The 18,927-nt window shown below is 61.4% G+C and carries 18 protein-coding genes; 2 read left to right on the top strand and 16 right to left on the bottom strand.

Going from position 1 to position 18,927, the window contains the following annotated elements:
* Window positions 1–31 precede the first annotated feature (31 nt).
* Entirely contained in the window at window positions 32–292 is a 261-nt protein-coding gene (locus OP496_RS11405) for a YheV family putative zinc ribbon protein (RefSeq protein ID WP_280563757.1), read from the top strand.
* A gap of 84 nt (window positions 293–376) precedes the next feature.
* On the opposite strand, the gene sodC is transcribed toward OP496_RS11405, so the two are convergent.
* The 4 genes from sodC to OP496_RS11385 all read right to left on the bottom strand — a co-directional run bounded on the left by sodC (window position 377) and on the right by OP496_RS11385 (window position 3,917).
* Window positions 377–907 (bottom strand): superoxide dismutase [Cu-Zn] SodC, encoded by a 531-nt coding sequence (gene sodC / locus OP496_RS11400; RefSeq protein WP_280563756.1) that lies wholly within the window; start codon window positions 905–907, stop codon window positions 377–379.
* A 72-nt stretch (window positions 908–979) separates the two neighbouring features.
* A complete protein-coding gene (gene metF, locus OP496_RS11395) occupies window positions 980–1,828 on the bottom strand; it encodes a methylenetetrahydrofolate reductase [NAD(P)H] (protein ID WP_280563755.1) in 849 nt (282 codons plus the stop codon).
* 157 nt (window positions 1,829–1,985) lie between these two features.
* The gene (locus tag OP496_RS11390) at window positions 1,986–2,963 is read right to left on the bottom strand and encodes a cation diffusion facilitator family transporter (protein ID WP_280563754.1); all 978 of its coding nucleotides are present in this window, start codon (window positions 2,961–2,963) and stop codon (window positions 1,986–1,988) included.
* Window positions 2,964–3,020: 57 nt separating this feature from the next.
* Complete coding sequence (locus OP496_RS11385; protein ID WP_280563753.1) at window positions 3,021–3,917, bottom strand: EamA family transporter; 897 nt, start codon at window positions 3,915–3,917, stop codon at window positions 3,021–3,023.
* A gap of 303 nt (window positions 3,918–4,220) precedes the next feature.
* Here OP496_RS11385 and OP496_RS11380 point away from each other — a divergent pair, with 303 nt between their 5' ends.
* On the top strand, window positions 4,221–5,150 hold the full coding sequence (locus OP496_RS11380) for an AEC family transporter (RefSeq protein WP_280563752.1): 930 nt from the start codon (window positions 4,221–4,223) through the stop codon (window positions 5,148–5,150).
* 8 nt (window positions 5,151–5,158) lie between these two features.
* On the opposite strand, the gene OP496_RS11375 is transcribed toward OP496_RS11380, so the two are convergent.
* The 12 genes from OP496_RS11375 to OP496_RS11320 all read right to left on the bottom strand — a co-directional run bounded on the left by OP496_RS11375 (window position 5,159) and on the right by OP496_RS11320 (window position 18,657).
* On the bottom strand, window positions 5,159–5,887 hold the full coding sequence (locus tag OP496_RS11375; protein ID WP_280563751.1) for an AraC family transcriptional regulator: 729 nt from the start codon (window positions 5,885–5,887) through the stop codon (window positions 5,159–5,161).
* Window positions 5,888–5,901: 14 nt separating this feature from the next.
* On the bottom strand, window positions 5,902–6,228 hold the full coding sequence (locus tag OP496_RS11370; protein WP_280563750.1) for an AzlD domain-containing protein: 327 nt from the start codon (window positions 6,226–6,228) through the stop codon (window positions 5,902–5,904).
* Window positions 6,225–6,953, bottom strand: coding sequence for an AzlC family ABC transporter permease (locus OP496_RS11365; protein WP_280563749.1), 729 nt, complete (start codon window positions 6,951–6,953; stop codon window positions 6,225–6,227). Before OP496_RS11365 ends, OP496_RS11370 begins: the two co-directional genes overlap by 4 nt.
* Window positions 6,950–7,486 carry an XRE family transcriptional regulator gene (locus OP496_RS11360; RefSeq protein WP_280563748.1) on the bottom strand — a complete coding sequence of 179 codons (537 nt, stop codon included), beginning with the start codon at window positions 7,484–7,486 and terminating at the stop codon, window positions 6,950–6,952. The genes OP496_RS11365 and OP496_RS11360 overlap by 4 nt, the downstream gene beginning before the upstream one ends.
* Window positions 7,487–7,611: 125 nt before the next feature.
* On the bottom strand, window positions 7,612–9,786 hold the full coding sequence (locus OP496_RS11355; RefSeq protein ID WP_280563747.1) for a TRAP transporter permease: 2,175 nt from the start codon (window positions 9,784–9,786) through the stop codon (window positions 7,612–7,614).
* Window positions 9,787–9,816: 30 nt separating this feature from the next.
* Window positions 9,817–10,314, bottom strand: coding sequence for a DUF1850 domain-containing protein (locus tag OP496_RS11350; RefSeq protein WP_280563746.1), 498 nt, complete (start codon window positions 10,312–10,314; stop codon window positions 9,817–9,819).
* A gap of 26 nt (window positions 10,315–10,340) precedes the next feature.
* Window positions 10,341–11,480 carry a TAXI family TRAP transporter solute-binding subunit gene (locus OP496_RS11345; protein ID WP_280563745.1) on the bottom strand — a complete coding sequence of 380 codons (1,140 nt, stop codon included), beginning with the start codon at window positions 11,478–11,480 and terminating at the stop codon, window positions 10,341–10,343.
* 114 nt (window positions 11,481–11,594) lie between these two features.
* Entirely contained in the window at window positions 11,595–12,842 is a 1,248-nt protein-coding gene (locus OP496_RS11340) for a sodium:proton antiporter (RefSeq protein ID WP_280563744.1), read from the bottom strand.
* A 221-nt stretch (window positions 12,843–13,063) separates the two neighbouring features.
* Window positions 13,064–14,284: a methionine adenosyltransferase gene (metK, locus tag OP496_RS11335; RefSeq protein WP_280563743.1), complete on the bottom strand. Its 1,221-nt coding sequence runs from the start codon at window positions 14,282–14,284 to the stop codon at window positions 13,064–13,066.
* A 223-nt stretch (window positions 14,285–14,507) separates the two neighbouring features.
* Window positions 14,508–15,326 (bottom strand): hypothetical protein, encoded by an 819-nt coding sequence (locus tag OP496_RS11330; protein ID WP_280563742.1) that lies wholly within the window; start codon window positions 15,324–15,326, stop codon window positions 14,508–14,510.
* Window positions 15,323–17,092 (bottom strand): glycerol-3-phosphate dehydrogenase/oxidase, encoded by a 1,770-nt coding sequence (locus OP496_RS11325; RefSeq protein WP_280563741.1) that lies wholly within the window; start codon window positions 17,090–17,092, stop codon window positions 15,323–15,325. The genes OP496_RS11330 and OP496_RS11325 overlap by 4 nt, the downstream gene beginning before the upstream one ends.
* Window positions 17,089–18,657: an FGGY-family carbohydrate kinase gene (locus tag OP496_RS11320; protein ID WP_280563740.1), complete on the bottom strand. Its 1,569-nt coding sequence runs from the start codon at window positions 18,655–18,657 to the stop codon at window positions 17,089–17,091. The genes OP496_RS11325 and OP496_RS11320 overlap by 4 nt, the downstream gene beginning before the upstream one ends.
* Window positions 18,658–18,927: the final 270 nt, after the last annotated feature.

Below are 18,927 nucleotides of genomic sequence, written 5' to 3'. Positions count from 1 at the left end.
CGCCCGGTTGCCATCGTAAGAGGACGCCAAGATGACGGCCAATCCCAAGCGTTTCATCGCCGGCGCCATCTGCCCGCGCTGCGCGGCCATGGATCGCATCCGTGCCTGGGAGCAGAACGGCATCCGCTATCGGGAATGCGTGTCCTGCGATTACCTCGAGCAGTTGGCCATCGATGAGAATGGCTTCGCCGAAGACCTCGCCACGCGCGTCAACCAACCACGCGAGGACGACACATCCGATGATATCCAGACCGTGCGCTTGATCGATCCGAGTGACGGCAAGACGCACTAAGGAAACACTGCATAAAGCAAGACGCATGAAAAAGGCTCCCGCTGGGGAGCCTTTTCGTTGCCTAGCGTGGCCGATATAGAGCGATCAATCTGACAAGGTTCCGCAAGCGACACGCTTGCCACCGCCGCCCAGCTTGGGCTCATCAGAATAATTGTCGCCACCGGCATGAATCATCAGGGCGCGACCGTCCAGGTCGGAGGCTTCGAGACGCGGCGCCAACACCGGCGTCGTGGCATTGCCATCCTGATCGACCATCAAGACCGGCAGGTCGCCGAGGTGACCTTCCGCATAGGGGCCCTGGTGGGTGCCCGTGTCTTCGGGGTCGTAATGACCGCCGGCGGCACCGCCCGGCACCGTTTCACCGTCTTTCTCCGACGGCTGGCAACTCGGGTTCATATGCACGTGAAAGCCGTGCATGCCTGGCCCTAGACCCGAAAGTTCTGGTGTCAGCAGCAGACCGTGATCGGTGTCCTCAAGCGTCACGGTGCCTACGCTTTCACCGGTTCCCTGGGCATCGACCTGGTGCATCTCGATGTCATGTTGCGCTGCCTGGGCACTTCCCAGCATCAACAGGGCACTGCCGATACCGAGCGCGATTCGGGGAGTACGTAGCATGCCTTTCTCCTATCCATGGGTGAGACGTCTACCTCCCCCAGGCTAGATGAAGAGCACGCCAGACGCCATGCATCAGCTATCGCAGCGTAGATTGTCGAGCACTCGCAACGCCGGCGTTGACTGGTTGAGCGTATAGAAATGCAGCCCCGGCGCCCCACCGTCGAGCAGACGCTGGCAAAGGTTCGAGACCACCTCCTCGCCGAAGGCCTGGATGCTTTCGCTATCGTCGCCGTAGGCTTCGAGCTGCTTGCGAATCCAGCGCGGAATGTCCGCCCCGCAGGCGTCCGAGAACCGTGCCAGCTTGGTGTAATTGCTGATCGGCATGATACCCGGCACGATCGGCGCCTCGACCCCCAACGCGCGGGCCCGCTCGAGGAAATGGAAGTAGGCGTCGGCGCTGAAGAAGTACTGCGTGATGGCGATATCGGCACCAGCCTGCATCTTGCGCACGAAATTCTGCAGATCATGCTCGTAACTGGGCGCCTGAGGATGCACCTCGGGATACGCCGCCACCGCGATCTGAAAATGGTCGCCAGTTTCCTCGCGGATGAACTCGACCAGCTCGTTGGCGTAACGCAGCTCGCCCATGCCGCCCATTCCCGAAGGCAGATCACCGCGCAGCGCGACCAGATTGGTGATGCCCGCCTCACGGAAACTTTCGAGACGCTCGCGCAATTCGCCCTTGTCGCTGCCGATGCAAGACAGGTGCGGGGCAGTGTCGATGCCACACTGGCGCACCGACTTAACGGTCTCGAAGGTCCGTGCCTGAGTCGACCCCCCGGCGCCGTAGGTGACCGAGAAGAAACGCGGACGCCGCTCGGCAAGCGTGTCGCGCACGCCTTTCAGCTTTTCCCGCCCCGCCTCGGTGTTGGGCGGAAAGAATTCGAAGCTGATGCCCAGCGGATGTTCACGCATACTCATCGATGCAACCCTCTTCATGTCATGGCGTGACCGACATAGGGTCACGTTCGTATTCGATGCCGCGCATTCTGCCGATCCCCGCCCGCGCTGACTAATGAAAGTTTCGCGGCTTGGCATTAATCCGGGTCATGGCGCGCGACGCCACGCCGCGAACGCCTCAGGGATGCGTGGCGGATGTCACCTGGCAATCGCCGCCCGTCAGACACGCTTCACCCTCGACTTGCATCGTGGCATGGCTGATCCCGAAGCGTTCCTGCAAGCGCGCATAGGCAGCCTGGAGCATCGCCTGGTGCGACATGTCATCGCGTACCACCAGATGCAGACTCAGCAACGGATCCTGCGGCGTGAGTCCCCACACATGCAGATCATGCACACTCACCACACCCTCGATGTCTTCCAGCGCCGTGCGAATCTTGTCGACATCGACGCCTTCCGGCGTGCCTTCGAGCAGGGTATGGGCCGAACGACGCAGAATTTTCCAGGCCGCGCGCAGGATCAAGGCCGCCGCCAGCACGGACAACAAGGGGTCGATGGGCGTCCATCCGGTCAGCATGATCACCAGCGAAGCCGCAATCGCCGCCACTGATCCCAGCAGGTCGCCCATTACGTGCAACAGCGCCCCACGCAGGTTGAGGTTCTCCTGATCGCCGCCGTGGAGGATCTTGAACACCACGAGGTTCACCAACAAGCCGAGAATCGCGATGACCATCATCGGCCCCGCCAGCACGTCCACCGGCTGCGTGAAACGCTCGAGGGCAGCAATGAAGATCCATACCGCGATGCCCAGGAGCATCAGCCCGTTGATGAAGGCCGCCAACACTTGGAAGCGCTGGTAACCGAAGGTACGCCGCTTATCCGGCGCTTTGTCACCCATGTAGAAGGCGAACAATGCCAGCCCCAGCGCAAAGCTATCGCTGAACATGTGCCCGGCATCGGCCAACAGCGCCAGCGACCCCGATACCCAGCCGCCTACCGCCTCCGCCAGCATGAAACCGGCGGTCAGGTACATGGCGAGCTTGACGCGCTTGGCGCTATCGGCGGTGACCGTGGGCGCGTGATCGTGGTCGTGGTCGTGGTCGTGGTCGTGGTGATGATCATGCGCCGCATGATCATGGCCGGAAGACGAATGTCCCATACCGTCGTGCCTCTCGATGGCTTTTCTCCAGTGTAATGTCTGGAGTGGACTTCAGGGTCAATCCGTCGATCCTTGACCACGTCGCGGCATGCGTAACCAGCCACTGCCGATGAGCATGCCCAGCGTGATCAGGGCCGCCGCCAACACCAGCCAGGCCGTCGCCGAGGCATAGCCGGTGGCGATCAACACCAACGTGGAAAGCAGCGGGGTGAAATAGGCCAGCAGCCCCAGCAAGCGCAGATCGCCATGCTTCACGCCCACGTCCCAGGTAAAGAAGGCGCTACCCACCGGACCGAGCCCCAGGCCGATCACGCCCAGCCAGCCGATACCCTGGGGCCAGCGCGAGGGCTCGAAAAGCCAGTGGCACAACGCCGCCAGCACCGCCGTCGCCAGGCAAAAGCCCCCCACCGCAGCCGTGGGCACTGCGCGGTTGGCGCGTGAGAGCACCGAGTAACCGCTCCACAGGAAGGCGCAAGCGAACGCCGCGATATAACCTGTCGCACTGCCCGAGGCACTGACATCGCCGCCCACCAGCAAGGCAGCTCCTACGAAGCCCAACAGCGCTCCCACGACGTGTTGCGCACGCAGTCGCTCACCAGGCAGCAGCGCCACGAACAATACGATCAAAAGCGGCCACAGATAGCTGATCAACCCGGCATTGGCCGGCGGTGCATTCTGCTGGGCGACGAAGTACAGGGCGTGATAGCCGAATAGCCCACCGACACCCAACCCCCAGACCCGCGGCGGCTGACGCAACGGCGCCCGCAGCGACTCGCCACGCACGCGCAGCCAGACCATGAAGCATAAGAACGCCAGGCCGAACGCCAGCGCAGTGAGCAAAAACGGCGGAACAGGCCCTGCCAATTGCGTCAACGCGGCCAACAAGGCCCAGTTGAGCACGGTAGTAGCGCCGATCAGCGTGGCTCGGTGAGACGTGGACGACTCTAGCGACATGATGAACTCCCATGTGACATGAACGCGAGCGCTCAGACTGTCACGCCGATACGCCACAAACTTGTCGAATCCTGACCCGAGGACTACCACATTAGGTGCATTACAAGCGCATCAGAGACAGGTCAAAGCGAGAGTTTTTGCCATGGATGGCAAAAGTAGTGCCCAAGGATGGGATTTACAGCGCCCTCGCGAAGACCTGTCGCTGGAAAAGCACCGATAAGTAAGCGGCCTAATCCTTCTTCCAGGACTGCCCAAAAAGCCGCATAACGGGCATCATGACGCACTCATCATCAGGAAGTGCGCATGTCTCAAGTCGACCTTTCTCAACCGCTATGGATGCTGCTGATCTTCGTGGCCCTGGGCTGGCTCTGCGCGCGGCGCCTCGCCGTCGACCCGCGCCCCATCGCCACGCTATTGATCTATCTCATCGCACCGCTGACGTTCTTTCGTGGACTCTACCTGGGCGAGCCCTCGCCTGCCTTGCTAGGCCTGACGGCGGGTATGTTCACGCTGGCAAGCCTCCTGTGCCTGGCAACCCACGCCGTCGTGCGGCGTTATTTCGCCCCTCAGGAAGCCGCGCTGCTGGCGTTTTCCGCCGGCACCGGCAACACCGGCTACTTCGGGCTGCCCTTGGCCATGGCGTTGCTCCCGCCGGAGGGCGTTACCGCTTACCTATTCTGTTTGCTGGGCGTCACGCTCTTCGAATTCAGCGTGGGCTTTTACATCAGCGCCCGGGGGCACTTCTCGGTCCGCGAGAGTCTCGGCAAGATAGTCCGCCTGCCGTTGCTCTATGCCTTCATCGCCGCCCTGCTCGCCTATCATTTGCCATGGAGAGTCCCCGGCGCGGTGATCGATGGACTCGACTACTTCCGCGCCAGCTATACGGTGCTCGGCATGATGATCATCGGCATGACCCTGGGCGGCGTTTCGATGCGCGCGTTCGACGCGCGCTTTCTGGGTGTCTGCATCGCCGCACGCTATGTGATGTGGCCCTTGGTGATGCTGGGCCTGGTGCTCGCCCTGCAAGCGGCAATGGGCATTTCGGCGACGCTGGCCGGCGCGCTGCTGTTGCTCGGTGTGGTGCCCATGGCGGCCAATGTCGTGGTCATCGCCATGGAACTGAACATCCGCCCCGCCAAAGGTGCCATCGCCGTGCTGCTGACCACCGTGGCAGCACCACTGATCATTCCACCCTATCTAGACATTCTCTGGCGAATCGCAGGACTCGGTTAGCGTACCGACTATCGTGAATCTGCCGACTGGCGACGTTGCCGCCACTCGCGTGGTGACAACGCATAGTGGGCGCGAAAGGCACGCGAAAAATGCGCACTGTCGTGAAATCCGCATGTCTGGGCGATCTCGGTAAGGGGGCGGCGGGTATCCTGCATCAGCGTGCAGGCGCGTTGCAGGCGGCGCTCGATCAGCCAGGCGTGCGGCGAGGCACCGGTGAGGGTGCGAAAACGCCGCGCGAACGCCGCCTCCGCCATGTGGCAGCGCACCGCCCAGTCACGCACACGCCAGGGTGCCGCCAGATCCGCCTCGACCTCCGGCAGCAAATGCAACAAGCGCAAACGCGGCTCGGCATGCGTCGTGCGCCCCACGTCGAGCAGTGCATGCAGTCGTCTCGCCAGTACATCGGGACGCGCGTCGACGAGCGCAGAGATATCCGCACGCACGGTCGACGGCAAACGGCGCGACGTGACATCACCAAGCCCAGCCGCCTCGCACCAGGCGACGGGCAGATCGAGCACCAGCGTGCGGTTGTGGCCCGGCGCCAGATAGTGGTGCTCGTTGCCACTGGCGATAGTGACGAGCCGCCCCGCCTCCACGTGCGCGCCACGTCCGCCAGCTTCCAGTTCGACAACGCCCTCGAGCCCGATCAGCCACTGGTGAAAGCCATGGCGATCGGTCAGCACCCGATCCGGGTAGCGGCGTGTCTCGGCGGTGGGCAGCAAGCATTCATTCGACATGGCAACGACTCATCTCACTCGGCCAGCGCCCAGCCGGCCGCACCATAGATGCTGGCGCCAACCAACGTGGCCAGCCCCACGTTAGGCGTCAAACGCTGCATCAGCAACACCGCCACCGCGCCCAGCGCCAAGCGTAACCCGCCGCGCCAATGCGGCGCCTGCCACCATAGATCGCTCATCGAGAGGACGATCAACGCCGCGATGGCGGCAAGCCCCAACGCCCCGAGGAAGCGGCTCAGCCAGCCTTCACTTCGCGCCAGGCGCGTCCCGGAAAGCAGCGGCAGATAACGTATCAGAAACGTGCCCGCCCCCGCCGCGATCACGATGCTCCACCATGTCATGTCATTGCCTCCCGAGAGCATCGGGTACGAGATCGACGGCTACCCACCAAGGCACCCGCCAGCATGCCGATAAGCATGGCCACATGCCCCGGCCACCACACCATCCCCAATAGCGTGACGCCGGCCGCGACCGCCACCACCGGCCATCGAGCACGACGCCACGCCTGCGCAAGCAAGGCCAGGAACAGCGCAGGGAGCACGAAGTCGAGTGCCTGTGCCACGTAGCCACCATCGTTTGCCCATCCCGCCCCCATGCTGGCACCCAAGGCCGTACCGCCGACCCAGGCCAGATAAGCGCCTGACGCCAGGCCCAGGCACCAGGCTGGCTCGAGAGGCCGCGACGCGCCCTTGGCCATCGCCGTGGCGAAGACCTCATCGGTCAGCCCGAATGCAAGCCAAGGCGCCAAGCGACGCGGTAGTACCACGAGGCGTGTCGCCAGGGCCGGTCCATAGAACAAATGGCGCAGGTTCATCATCAACACCGCCGACAATACCGTAAGACCGCCACTGCCCGCGGCCATCATCGCCACCATCACGAACTGGCTGGCGCCAGCGAAGACTAGCAACGAAATACCTACGGCCTGCCAGGGCGTCAGCCCGGACTGCACGGTGATAACACCAAACGAGAACGCAATCGGCGCATAGCCGACGACCAACGACAGACTCTCGCGCAGACCTTGACCGGCAGCGCGCCAGGGCGACGAGATGGCCCGTTCGAGATTCATTGAGCCACCTCGTCATGTGGATACACGATGCTGACCACAATCCGCGTGGTGTCCAGCAGGGCTTCATAGCGATGCTCTACATCCGCCGCGAACTCGTGCCCTTCGCCCGGCCGACAAACGGCCAGCGCATGACCAGCCCCCACACGCAACGTGCCTTCGACCACCATGACATGCTCCCGCACGCCTCGCGGATGCGCCCGCGAGGTTTTCGTCTCCCCCGGTGCCAGGTGCATGAGATAGACCTCCACCCGAGGCGACTGCTGCCCGCGCACCATCAGCTGCACATCGCCACCACCGGGTTCGCTGACGGTCATGCCATCTTCGCCCTCGGCGAGCAGCTCGCTGAAAGCCACACCCAGCGTATTGGCGAGTGTCCAGAGCGTTTCGATAGTCGGATTGCCCTTGCCGGCTTCGAGCTGCGAGAGCGTCGATTTGCTGATCGCAGCCCGTTCAGCCAGCGCGCTCAATGAATAACCCCGCATCTCGCGGAGGCGGCGCACGTTGACGACGATGACGGGATTCGGTGATGACATGCAGTGTTTACCAAAAAGAACGATTCTGTTCTTTTTAACGAACAAAAGACTAAAAAACAAGGGCGCCAGTCAGGCGCCCCTGATTATCAACACGCATTATCGACATGCACTATGGCATCCACATGTCACGCCGTCGCGGGTTGCGTCTTCTTGGCCAGCAGGAACAAGACTACCGTGATTGCCGCACCGACGACATCGCTGAGCAATCCAGGGTAGATCAATGTCAACGCCCCGATCGCTGCCAGCAGACGCCAGAACGGATTGAGCGGACGGCGCAGATAGCCTTCCACCGCCACGGCCAGCAACAAGACGCCGACCACACCGGTGACAATCACCCACAGAATGTTACTCAGCGTCGCATCGATCATCAGCATGCTGTGCGCAAACACGAACATGTAGGGCACCACAAACCCGGCAACAGCCAGTTTCATGGCTTGGAACCCCGTGGCATTGGGCGAGCCACCGCTGATGCCGGCACCGGCATAGGCGGCCAGGGCCACCGGTGGGGTCAGGTTGGCGAACAGCCCGAAATAAAACACGAACATGTGCGCCACGAAGATCGCCGTCTCATTACTGCCTGCCAGCTCGCGGAACAGCGGCAGGTTGAGCAGGATCGGCGCCGCCATGGTGCTGGTGATGATATAGGTCGGGATGCTCGGCAGCCCCATCCCCAGCACGATAGACGCGATCATGGTCAGAAACAGTGTCACCAGAAGCTGAATCATGGGGACCGGAATCTGCTGCCCCAGGGTGACTACGGCATCGGCAGCGTCCAGGGCGATGCCGGTGAGCGTGGCGATACCCACGATGATGCCTACCGCACCACAGGCGACCGCCACGGGAATGGCATTGCGCACGCCATCGTGCATTGCATCACGGCACTCGGCGATATCCATTTTTTCCGCCACCAGCCCGAGCTTGGCACGCACAGCGTTGAGCGCCACCGGCACCGCAATGATCAGAAACAGTGACCAGCGACTCGCCGGCATGTTGGGCTGCGCATAACCGACAAATAATGCCCGCAATTGCGGCTCGAAGATCAAAAGCGCCAGAATCGCACTGACACCCACGGTGACTCGACGCGTGCCGCAAATCAGCACGGTGGCGGCAATCGACCAGAAGGCCGCGAAGAACGGTGCTCGGCCATCGAACAGCAGCCACAGCAGCACCACCATCGGCACCAGCAGATGACCGCGCTTGAGCATCACGGACTTGAGCGGCGTCAGCTCGGAGCGTGGTATTCCCTCGAGGCCATTGCGCAGAGCACGCAGGTGCACCTGGAACAACACACCCAGATAAAACAGCAAAGCCGGAATGATGCCGGCCAGGACCACTTGGGTGTAAGGCACTGACAAGACTTCCGCCATGATAAAGGCAGCCGCCCCCATGATCGGTGGCAGGATCTGCCCACCGACACTCGCCGAGGCCTCGACAGCCCCCGCGAAATTCGGCTTGTAACCGGTGCGCTTCATCAATGGAATGGTGAAGGCCCCCGTGGTCACCACATTGGCGATCGCCGACCCGTTGATCGAGCCCAGAAAACCGCTGGCGATCACCGCCACCTTGGCCGGCCCGCCGCGTGTGTGTCCGGCCACGGCGAGTGCCAGATCGTTGAAGAGCTGCCCCAGGCCCGATTTCCCCAGGAAGGCGCCGAACAAAATGAACAGAATGATATAGCTGGCCGATACGCCGATGGCGGTACCCAGCAAGCCCTCGGTGATGAATACCAGATGCGACATGATCTGGCGGCAGGTGGCCAGAATGACCGACTCGTTCAACTGCGGATAGAACGACAACTTGGCGTAGAACCCGTAGACCAGGAAAATCGTCGCCAGCAGCGTTAACCCCCACCCAGTCGCTCGCCTGGTGGCATCGAGCACCAGTAGAATGGCCAGCAAGCCCACCAGCATATCGACATCGTTGATGCGTCCCGCCGAGGCAATGACGCGATCGGACACCACCAGCATGTAAACGCCGACGCCAAACGCCAGCACTGACAGAATGGCATCCCCCCACGGCACCCGGTCACGCGCACCCTTGCGGGTAAACGGGTAGAGAATGAACGTCAGACCCAGCAGGGTATACAAGTGGATACTGCGCTGTGCCACATCGACCAGCGGCCCCGCGAACGAGGTATACAGGTGAAACAATGCCAGCAATATCGCCAGACCGGTGACGAACTTGACCACCAACCCCGGCAACGCATCGCGCACCAAACTTTCACGGTCAAACCTTTCCAGCGCTTCCTGGACCGCCTTGTCATTATCATCGGCGGCTGGTGCACTTTTATCTTGAGACATAGGGATCTTCATCTCTCGCAAGGCGAGTCATTACGATAACCAGGGTCGCACCAATGCCGGCAATACTCGCCAGAGTGGGGCCCTGCGGACGCTAAACGTATAAATCGGCGGCGGAGAGGCATGCGATAATGCGAACATATGCCCGGCATAGCGCATGCGATAATGCTCGGCAGGGGCTGCCTGGACGGCGAGAGGGTCCACGACGCGGTCGATGCCCGTCATCACCACCCAACCATCCTCAAGGTGTGTTTCCTTGCCCGCCGATGCCGGTACGCCTGCCCCAAAGGTCTTGAAACGGGTGCCAGTGATCTCTATTGCGCCACCTTCGGTCACCTCGAACCACTCTTCCCAGTCTTCCTTCTCGACCGAGTGCGTCCAACGCAGAGTGAACGACGTCCCTTCCCAGCCCGGGAAGGCATAGCGCCATTGCGACCCTTCGCGTACCGCCAACCAGGACCATGGATACAACACGGTGGCGATCGCCATGATCGCCACCGTGCCGCCGATCCACCAACGCTTACGCGGCATAGTGAATCATACCACCAGGCCTTGCATCAGGATTGTGCGTCGCCAGCATCCTCGCTCGACGCATCCTCCGCATCACCGTTCTCAGAGGACAGTGAATCATAGAATGTCTGAGCCCCCGGGTGCACCGGCGCCACCAGGTTCTGATTCATGGTGTCAGGATCGAACTGATTGAGCGCACCCACCGAGACGTTCTCGGAATTGAGGTAATCATAGAAGCGTTGAGTCAGCTCCTCGGCGACGTCATCGCGCATATCGCCACTGACGATCAACATGTTGCGAATCGCCACGGTGTCGACCTCTTCGCCGAGATCATAACGCTCGGGCGCGCCCGCCGGCAGCGTATACGTCTCGTAATAAGGGTATTCGTCGAGCAACTTGTCCGCCACGTCACCGCTCACCGGCACGAAGGTGATGTCAGTGCTTTGCATCAACCCGGTGATGCTCGAGTTGGGCACGCCGGACGTAAAGAAGGCCGCATCCAGATTGCCGTTGCTCATGCTGGTCACGCTATCGGCATACCCGGTATGGCTGACTTGGGCCAGATCGTCATAGCTCAAGCCGGCGGACTCGATCACCTTGGCGGCGCTCTGCTCGACGCCGGAACCGACCTTACCCACGCCGACGCGCTTGCCTTCGAGATCGGCAATGCTTTCGATGCCACTGTCCTCGGTCGCAACGATCTGCACGACGTTGGGATAAAGCCCGGCGAGCGCCTGAATATCAGCAGGCTCACCATCAAACTGGTTCTCGCCGTTGACGGCGTCATAGGCGACATCACTCATCACGATGGCGATCTGATTGAGACCATCGGTGATGTTGTTGATGTTTTGCACAGACGCGCCGGTGGAGACGACCTGAACCTCATCAACGAGATCGCTGGCCTCGAAGACGCCCTTCAGGGCACCGCCGATGGGATAGTAGGTACCGCCCGTGCCTCCGGTGCCGAAGATTAGGCTGACCGGCTCGGCACTCGCGGTCTGCGTGTCGCCTCCGCCATTGGTGTCACTGACATCACTCGATGTCTGCTCTTCGGAGGCCTGCGAGCTCGACTCGCCGTTTTGCGTCGCTTCCTCGGTCTCGGAGTCACTCCCGTCGTCACCGCAGCCGGCCAGCAAAGCACCGGAAAGGCCCAACGCAGCCGCCAGCATCAAAGTACGAGTCGCCATAGCGTATTCACCCCTTGATTATCCACGATCCCGTGGTTATTGAATTGTCGACCCCTTACCTTACGAGCCGCAGAGAGTGGATACCATGGCGACACCCCGTCTTACGACTAAAGTCTAATAATCTTTGGAGTCTTGAGATAAGACACGCTGAACCAGGCGACCGATCGTCAGCCCCTGAGCCAGAATCGAAAAGAGAACGATGATGTAGGTCACCATCACGATGGTGCTGCGATAGTCGCTCTCGGGCAACCCTAGCGCCAGCGCCACAGAGATGCCGCCTCGCAGCCCACCCCAGGTGAGTACTCGCGTCGTCCCATGGCGATAAGGCACCCAACGCCTCAGTACGATGATGGGAAGACCAATGGTGAGCAAGCGCATCATCAGGATGACGCCGATCATGGGGCCCGCAACGATCAAATAGGACCACTGGAAAGGAATCAGCAGCAGTTCGAGCCCGATCAGCACGAACAGCACCGCGTTGAGAATCTCGTCGATCAGCTCCCAGAAGCCATCGACATAACGACGGGTGGTATCCGACATGGCATGTTCACGGCCATGGTTGCCGATGAACAGACCGGCGATGACCATCGAGATCGGCCCCGATACGTGCAGATGCGTTGCCAGCGTATAACCTCCCAGCACCAGCGCCAGGCTGACCAGTACCTCGACCTGATACTGATCGATGCTTTTCATCATCCGGTAGGCGACATACCCCATGACCAATCCGAGTAACGCCCCGCCGCCGGCCTCCTCCAGAAACAGTACTGCGGAGTGTGTGAAAGTCAGCGCTTCGGTCGCAGTCGCCGCCCCCAGCATCATGGTGAACACCACCACCGCGACGCCATCATTGAACAGGGACTCACCGACGATCTTGATCTCCATATCCTCGGGCGCACCGGCGCTTCGCATGATGCCAAGCACGGCAATCGGGTCCGTTGGCGAGATCAGCGCCCCGAAGACCAAGCAGTAAAGATAGGGCACCCCGACATGAAAAGTGGCGAAGAGCCACCAAGCCGCGCTGCCGATCGCCACGGTCGAGATCACCACACCGATGGTGGCAAGAAAGCCGATCGAGTAACGGTAACGTTTGAGCTTGTGAACATCGACGTGCAACGCACCGGCAAACAACAGACACGACAGCATGCCGTCCATCAACAAGGCGTTGAAGTTTATCTGGCCCAGCCAGGCTTCCGCCCAATCGGTAATGGCGTCGAAACCGAAGTAACTCGATGTGATCAGCAACACCGACGCCAACAGCGAGATGCACATCACGCCGATCGTCGCCGGTAATTTGATGAAGCGGTAATTGAACCACGCAAACAGTGCGGTGACCGTGATGAAGACTGCGGCGATTTCCAGCATGCAAAGACTTCCCTTTCGCTACCAGCCATGGCGAATTGTCACCGGAGCTCTCGTCTCTGTCATTAAGCGATAGAGGCGCTCGATGGAAGCGACCATGATGCAGATTCATCGCGACGATAATCGATCAAAAAAGCGGATCCGGGAACCCGGATCCGCTATGCCGTCATAGCGTCACTTCTCGATCAAGCCTCATGCGTCGGATCTTGCCAGTAGGCCTCCCATCACAGGCCAGCCGCCTGCCGCAAGGCATCGGCACGGTCGGTCTTTTCCCAGGGAAACGCCGTGAAGGTCTCGGCCTGCTGCTCGCCGTTGGCATCGGTCCAGGTATAGCTATGCTCGAACGGCTCGCGGCCGAAGTGCCCGTATGCCGCCGTCAGTTGATACATGGGATGCAGCAGATTGAGCATGCTGGTAATCGCATTCGGGCGCAGGTCGAAGTGCTCACGGACCAACTCGACGATCCTGGCATCGCTGATCTGGCCGGTACCGAAAGTATCCACCGAGACGGACGTCGGCTCGGCCACACCGATGGCGTAGGAAATCTGAATCTCGCAGCGCTCGGCGAGACCGGCGGCAACGATGTTCTTGGCCACGTAACGTCCGGCATAGGCAGCACTGCGATCGACCTTGGACGGATCCTTGCCCGAGAACGCTCCGCCACCATGGCGCGCCATGCCGCCGTAGGTATCGACGATGATCTTGCGCCCCGTCATGCCACAGTCGCCCACCGGACCACCGATGACGAAGTTACCGGTCGGGTTGATGTGGTACTTGGTGTTCTCGGTCAACCATTCAGCGGGAATCACCTCTTCGATGATCTCGCGCTTGATCATGTCACGCAGTTCTTCCTGGTCGATGTCCGGATCGTGTTGGGTGGACAGTACGATGGCATCGACGCTGCACGGCTTGCCATGCTCGTCATAGCGGAACGTCAGCTGACTCTTGGCGTCCGGACGCAGCCATGGCAGCAAGCCGTGCTTGCGCAGCTCGGCCTGGCGTTCCACCAGACGGTGAGAATAGTGAATCGGTGCCGGCATGTAGGAGTCAGTCTCATCGGTAGCATAACCGAACATCAAGCCCTGGTCGCCCGCGCCCTGATCCTCGGGTTTGGAGCGATCGACGCCCTGGGCGATATCCACGCTCTGTTTACCGATCAGGTTGAGCACACCACAGGTATTACCGTCGAAGCCGACCTCCGAGGAGGTATAACCAATCTCGTTGATGACGTTACGCACCAAATCTTCCAGATCGACCCAGGCGGACGTGGTGATCTCGCCAGCGACGATGGCGACACCGGTCTTGACCATGGTTTCACAGGCCACGCGCGCCTGCTTGTCGCGGGCAATGATGGCATCCAGCACCGCGTCGGAAATCTGATCGGCGATCTTGTCCGGGTGCCCCTCGGAGACAGACTCGGAAGTAAACAGGGAATATTCGCTCATGGCGTCCTCGACTCTCTCTATCACATGCTGGCGAGCCGAAACACGACCGCCATCGTTAAGGAGATAAAATTACGCCGCCAGCCGATGGCGATTTCGGCACGGCGCATGACAGGTCCGGCGCGAGACGAGGCCGGCTCGGGGGTGCAAAGTTTACACGCTGGATGACTAGCTGCCTAGCGATTGGCCCTCGGCGGCATTGCCTTACAGCAACCGCAGCATCATGTCACTTGCCGCCATATTTATGCACGATACCCACCAGCCGTTCGATGCCTTGGGTTACGCTCTCGCGCTGCCAGGCATTGCGCCCAAAGATTACACCCCGAGCGCCATTATCCAATGCATCTCGGGTGAAACGTGCCAATGCTGCGTCATCATTCATCGCCGCCCCACCCAGAACGAGTACCGGAACCGGACAACTCTGCGCCAGGGCCTGCATGTCTTCTGGACTTCCAGTGAACTGCGCCTTGATCAGATCGGCCCCCAGCTCGGCGCCGATCCTCGCGACACGCGCGATCCGCTCAGCATCGAGTCGCCCGCCTTCCCGACTGCCCCACACCACCGCTTCGACGATCATCGGCAGCCCGATCGCCTCGCACTGATGGGCGGCCTCCGCCACCGCTTCGAGATTGTCGGCTTCCCGCCTGGGGTCGTCGTAACCAGAGATCAGGCACATCACCACGGCATCCGCCCCCATCGCCTGCGCCTGGGCGGGCGTGGCGATCATGCGGTGATGCTCCTCTCCCGCGAGGGTGAAGTCGCCCACCATCGGGTAATCGATCCGCAGCACGACCCTAGGCGCCCCGCTATCGGCAAACAGATCGCCGCATGACTTGAGCACGCCCGGCGACAGCAGCACCGCCTCAGGCCCAGCCGCGACGATTGCCTCGCAGGCTCGGCGCACATCGACCGCATGTTCCACTGGTCCCGCCAGCAAAGTACGGTCGAACGCCACCATGCAGCTCAGGCCGGTATCACGACGAAACAGCCGCCCGGTGCGCATTCCGTTCGTGGAGACAGTGGTCGCGGAAAAAATGGCAGTCATGATGCGGCCTCCGAGGCTCGGGTTGGCGAATGATCGTGTTCCGGCATCAGCGAAACGCCATGCAGGCGTGTCGCGATCTCGCACACCACGTCGATTTCCTCCCGGCGGCGTGCCTCGGCCCAGCCAAGCGACGCGCCGCACAGGCTCGCAACCTCATCGATCACCACGCTGTCGAGCTGGCCCGAGAGCGCGATGGGTAGACGCCGGAACAGCACGTCGGCCAGATGTTCGACGCGTTCGAAACGGCAGACAAAATCGATCTCGCCTACCCGATAATCGGTAAGCGATACGAGCGAGCGCTGCCGACACACGCCCTCGGCGCTCATCTTCGCGCAGTGCCGACCCACCTCTTCGCCCCGTGTGCCATAGCGATCCAGCAGCGTGATCGCCCGGTGCCGGTCGCCCTCGCAGAGCGCCGTCACGCGGGAAAGCCAGGTCTCTCGCGACGCGGCATCGCGAGGGTAATCCCGCCCCCCGCCGATGGCCAGTTGCCGGGTATCGATCTCGCGGCGCCGACCGAGCCTGGAGAGCACGTCGTCCGCCACCTCTTCTGCAAAGCCACGGAAGGTGGTCCACTTGCCGCCTACCAGCGACAGTACCGACCAGTCGTGGATGCGATCCTCGACGATGGCATGATCGCGGCTGACCTGACCCGGGTCGGCGGCATCGCTGCGCGGCAGTGGCCGCACCCCGCTGTAGCGATAGCGCACCTGATCCGGCCCTATCGTCACGTCGGGAAACAGGTAGCGCACCGCTTCGAGCATGTAATCGCGCTCGGCATCGTCGCAGACAGCCTGATCAGGATCGATGCAGCGAATATCGGTGGCACCGATCAGCACGTGGTTCATGAAAGGGTATACCAGGCAGATTCTCCCATCCGGCGCACCGAAGTAGATCATGCGGCCATCGAGTTGCTCGCGAATCTTCGGCACATCGACGATCAGGTGGCCGCCCTTGGTGCCGCCGATATGCTGCGTTTCCCGTCCCAGTTGACGGTTGATCTCATCAATCCAGGCGCCGCCGGCGTTGACGATGATCTGCGGCCTTACCGTGAACGCGTTGCCCTCCTCGTCTTCAAAATTCAACCCCTCGCCATCGCCACCGGTCATGTTGACGTGGTTGAGCGCCATCGCCCCACGGTGGGTTCGACAGCCATCGTCGATCAGCTCGAATCCCAGACGCTCTGCCTGACTGATCGCCGCGTCGTAATAAGTGTGCAGCGCCCGCACATCACGCCGCATATCTGGAAGCGATTCACGCACCCTGCGCCCCAGCATCACCGAATGACGTGGCATGCTGCGAAAATGACGGCCGAAGAAGTCGTAGAGCGTCAGCCCCACTTCACTGATCAGAATGCCGCGATCATCCATCTTTGCCGGGCGGCGGAAAAAACGCTGGATCGACGGCCAGATGCCGCCCCACCAGCTGTGGGTCGGCATTGCCGTACGCAGCGGATGCACCACGTGCGGCGCGTTACGCAGCAGCAGGTTGCGCTCACGGGTCGACTGCGCCACCAGCCGGAACTCGCCAGTTTCCAGATACTTGAGACCACCGTGGATCAATCGTGAAGGCGCGGCGCTAGCCCCGGCGCAGAAGTCCTGTTTGTCGACGATCAGGGTATCGACGCCCTGCAGCGCCAGATCGCGAAACAGCCCGGCGCCGTTGATTCCGGCGCCGATGATCAGCACCGAGACTGAGGGGTCGGCTCGCAGGCGTTCCAGCATCTGCTGACGAGTCAGCGGTGGTGAATTCAGAGATTCCATCATCGGGTGGCTCCCGCCGTCGGCCTGGATTGAGATTCGGATTCAGCGTCAGACTCCCCTGGCGACGAAGCGTCGGCATCGAGTACCTCCCACAGCGGGCGCAGGCACTCGATCAACCGCTGGTAACGTTCGAAACCTTTCTGGCACTCGGCCTGGCGACGGGCATCCGGCATATAGCGGTGATCGACCTCGCACATCCGCGTGGCTGCCTCGATCGACGAGAACGCACTGGCCGCGACGCCCGCGCAGATCGCCGCGCCCCAGGCCGCCGCCTCCTGAATGCGAGAGGTTTCCAGCGGCCGGCCGAGCGAATCGGCGAAGAGCTGGGCCAGCCGCGGCGAGTGACTTCCGCCGCCGGTGATGCGGATGCGGTCGATGGCGAAGGTCGACGCCAGGGCATCGACATGCACGCGATGATTAAACACCACGCCTTCCAGAATCGCGCGCAGCACATGACCACGATCATGCCAGCCCTGCAGACCGAACAGGCCCGCACTGGCCGGCTCGTCATAGGGCGAGCCATAGAGGAAGGGATGATAGACCAGCCGCGATGGGCTCCGGAATGCCTCGTCCAGCGCCGCCTCCATGTCAGCGAGAAACGCCCCGGCGCCGCCATCGCCGGCCCGGCCCCACTGGCGGTGAAACCATTCGATATTGCTCGACGACGCCGGTGAAATCGCCATATTGAGCCACTGGCCCGGGCGCAGGCCGTTGCGGGTTGCCCAGCGCGGATCGGGGTTCGGCGCGTCGGAAAAGACTTCGTTGATGCTGAAGGTACCAGCTGCAATGGTCAGCGTATCCGATTCGATATTGCCCAGACCCACCGCGCTGGCCGTGACATCGTGAAGCCCAGTCGCCACGGGAGTCCCTGCCTTCAAGCCGGTCTCGCGGGCCGCCGCTTCGCAGACATACCCGGCGATCTCGTCGGGCATGCGCACCTCCGGCAGTGCCTCGAGGACGCCATCAATCCCCAGCATCGACAGCGCGTCAAGGCTGTAGCGCTGGGTATTGACGTCAGTATAGCCCGTACTGGCCTCGGTGAAATCGGTCGCCACCATGCCGGTCAGCTTGAAACGCAGCCAGTCCTTGCAGGTCAGTACATGCCCGAGTGCGGCAAACCGCTCAGGCTGACGATCCTGCATCCACGCCAGCAAGGTCACCGGAGAGAAAGCGAAAGGCGTCTGCCCGATCCGCGCCAGCGCTTCGTCACGCACGTCCTCCTGGCACCAGCGCTCCACCATACTCGCCGCGCGGCTATCCAATGAGGTGATCGCGTGACCGAGCGGTTTGCCCTTGCGATCGAGCGGATAGAGCCCGTCGCCATGCGCCGTGACCCCGATCGCCAGGATTTCACCACCGTCCAGCTTGGCCGCTGCCAGAGCGCCGCGTATCGCCGCTGCAGCGCTCGCCCAAGCGGCGTTCATGTCACGCTCGACCCAATGCGCCTGAGGATGTTCGAGACAGCACGCCTCCCGCCCGACGCCCATGACATTACCCTTGGTATCGAAGATCACCGCCTTGGTGGAACTGGAACCGCCATCGAGCCCCAGCAGATAACCGCGTGACATGGCTGCCTCCCTGCTATCGCCTTCGTTGAATCATTCAATAGTGCCTTGCATGAACGCCACTTAAGGTCATTTCTAACATTATTCTGTGACGTAAAGTCGTTAGACGTTAGTGTTAAAAATCTTTTATTATTTTATATAAACTAAAAATATCAACTACTTACAAATTTACGATCAAACAGAAAACCTATCCAAGACCAAAGTTATACGGAAATATGTCACTTCTTTATGTTATTTATTACCTACCGGCCACGGTTGCGATAGTTGCCGGAA

The sequence above is a fragment of the Chromohalobacter sp. 48-RD10 genome (assembly GCF_029889785.1).
Lineage (GTDB): Bacteria > Pseudomonadota > Gammaproteobacteria > Pseudomonadales > Halomonadaceae > Chromohalobacter.
This window is presented reverse-complemented; position numbering and strand designations above follow the sequence as displayed.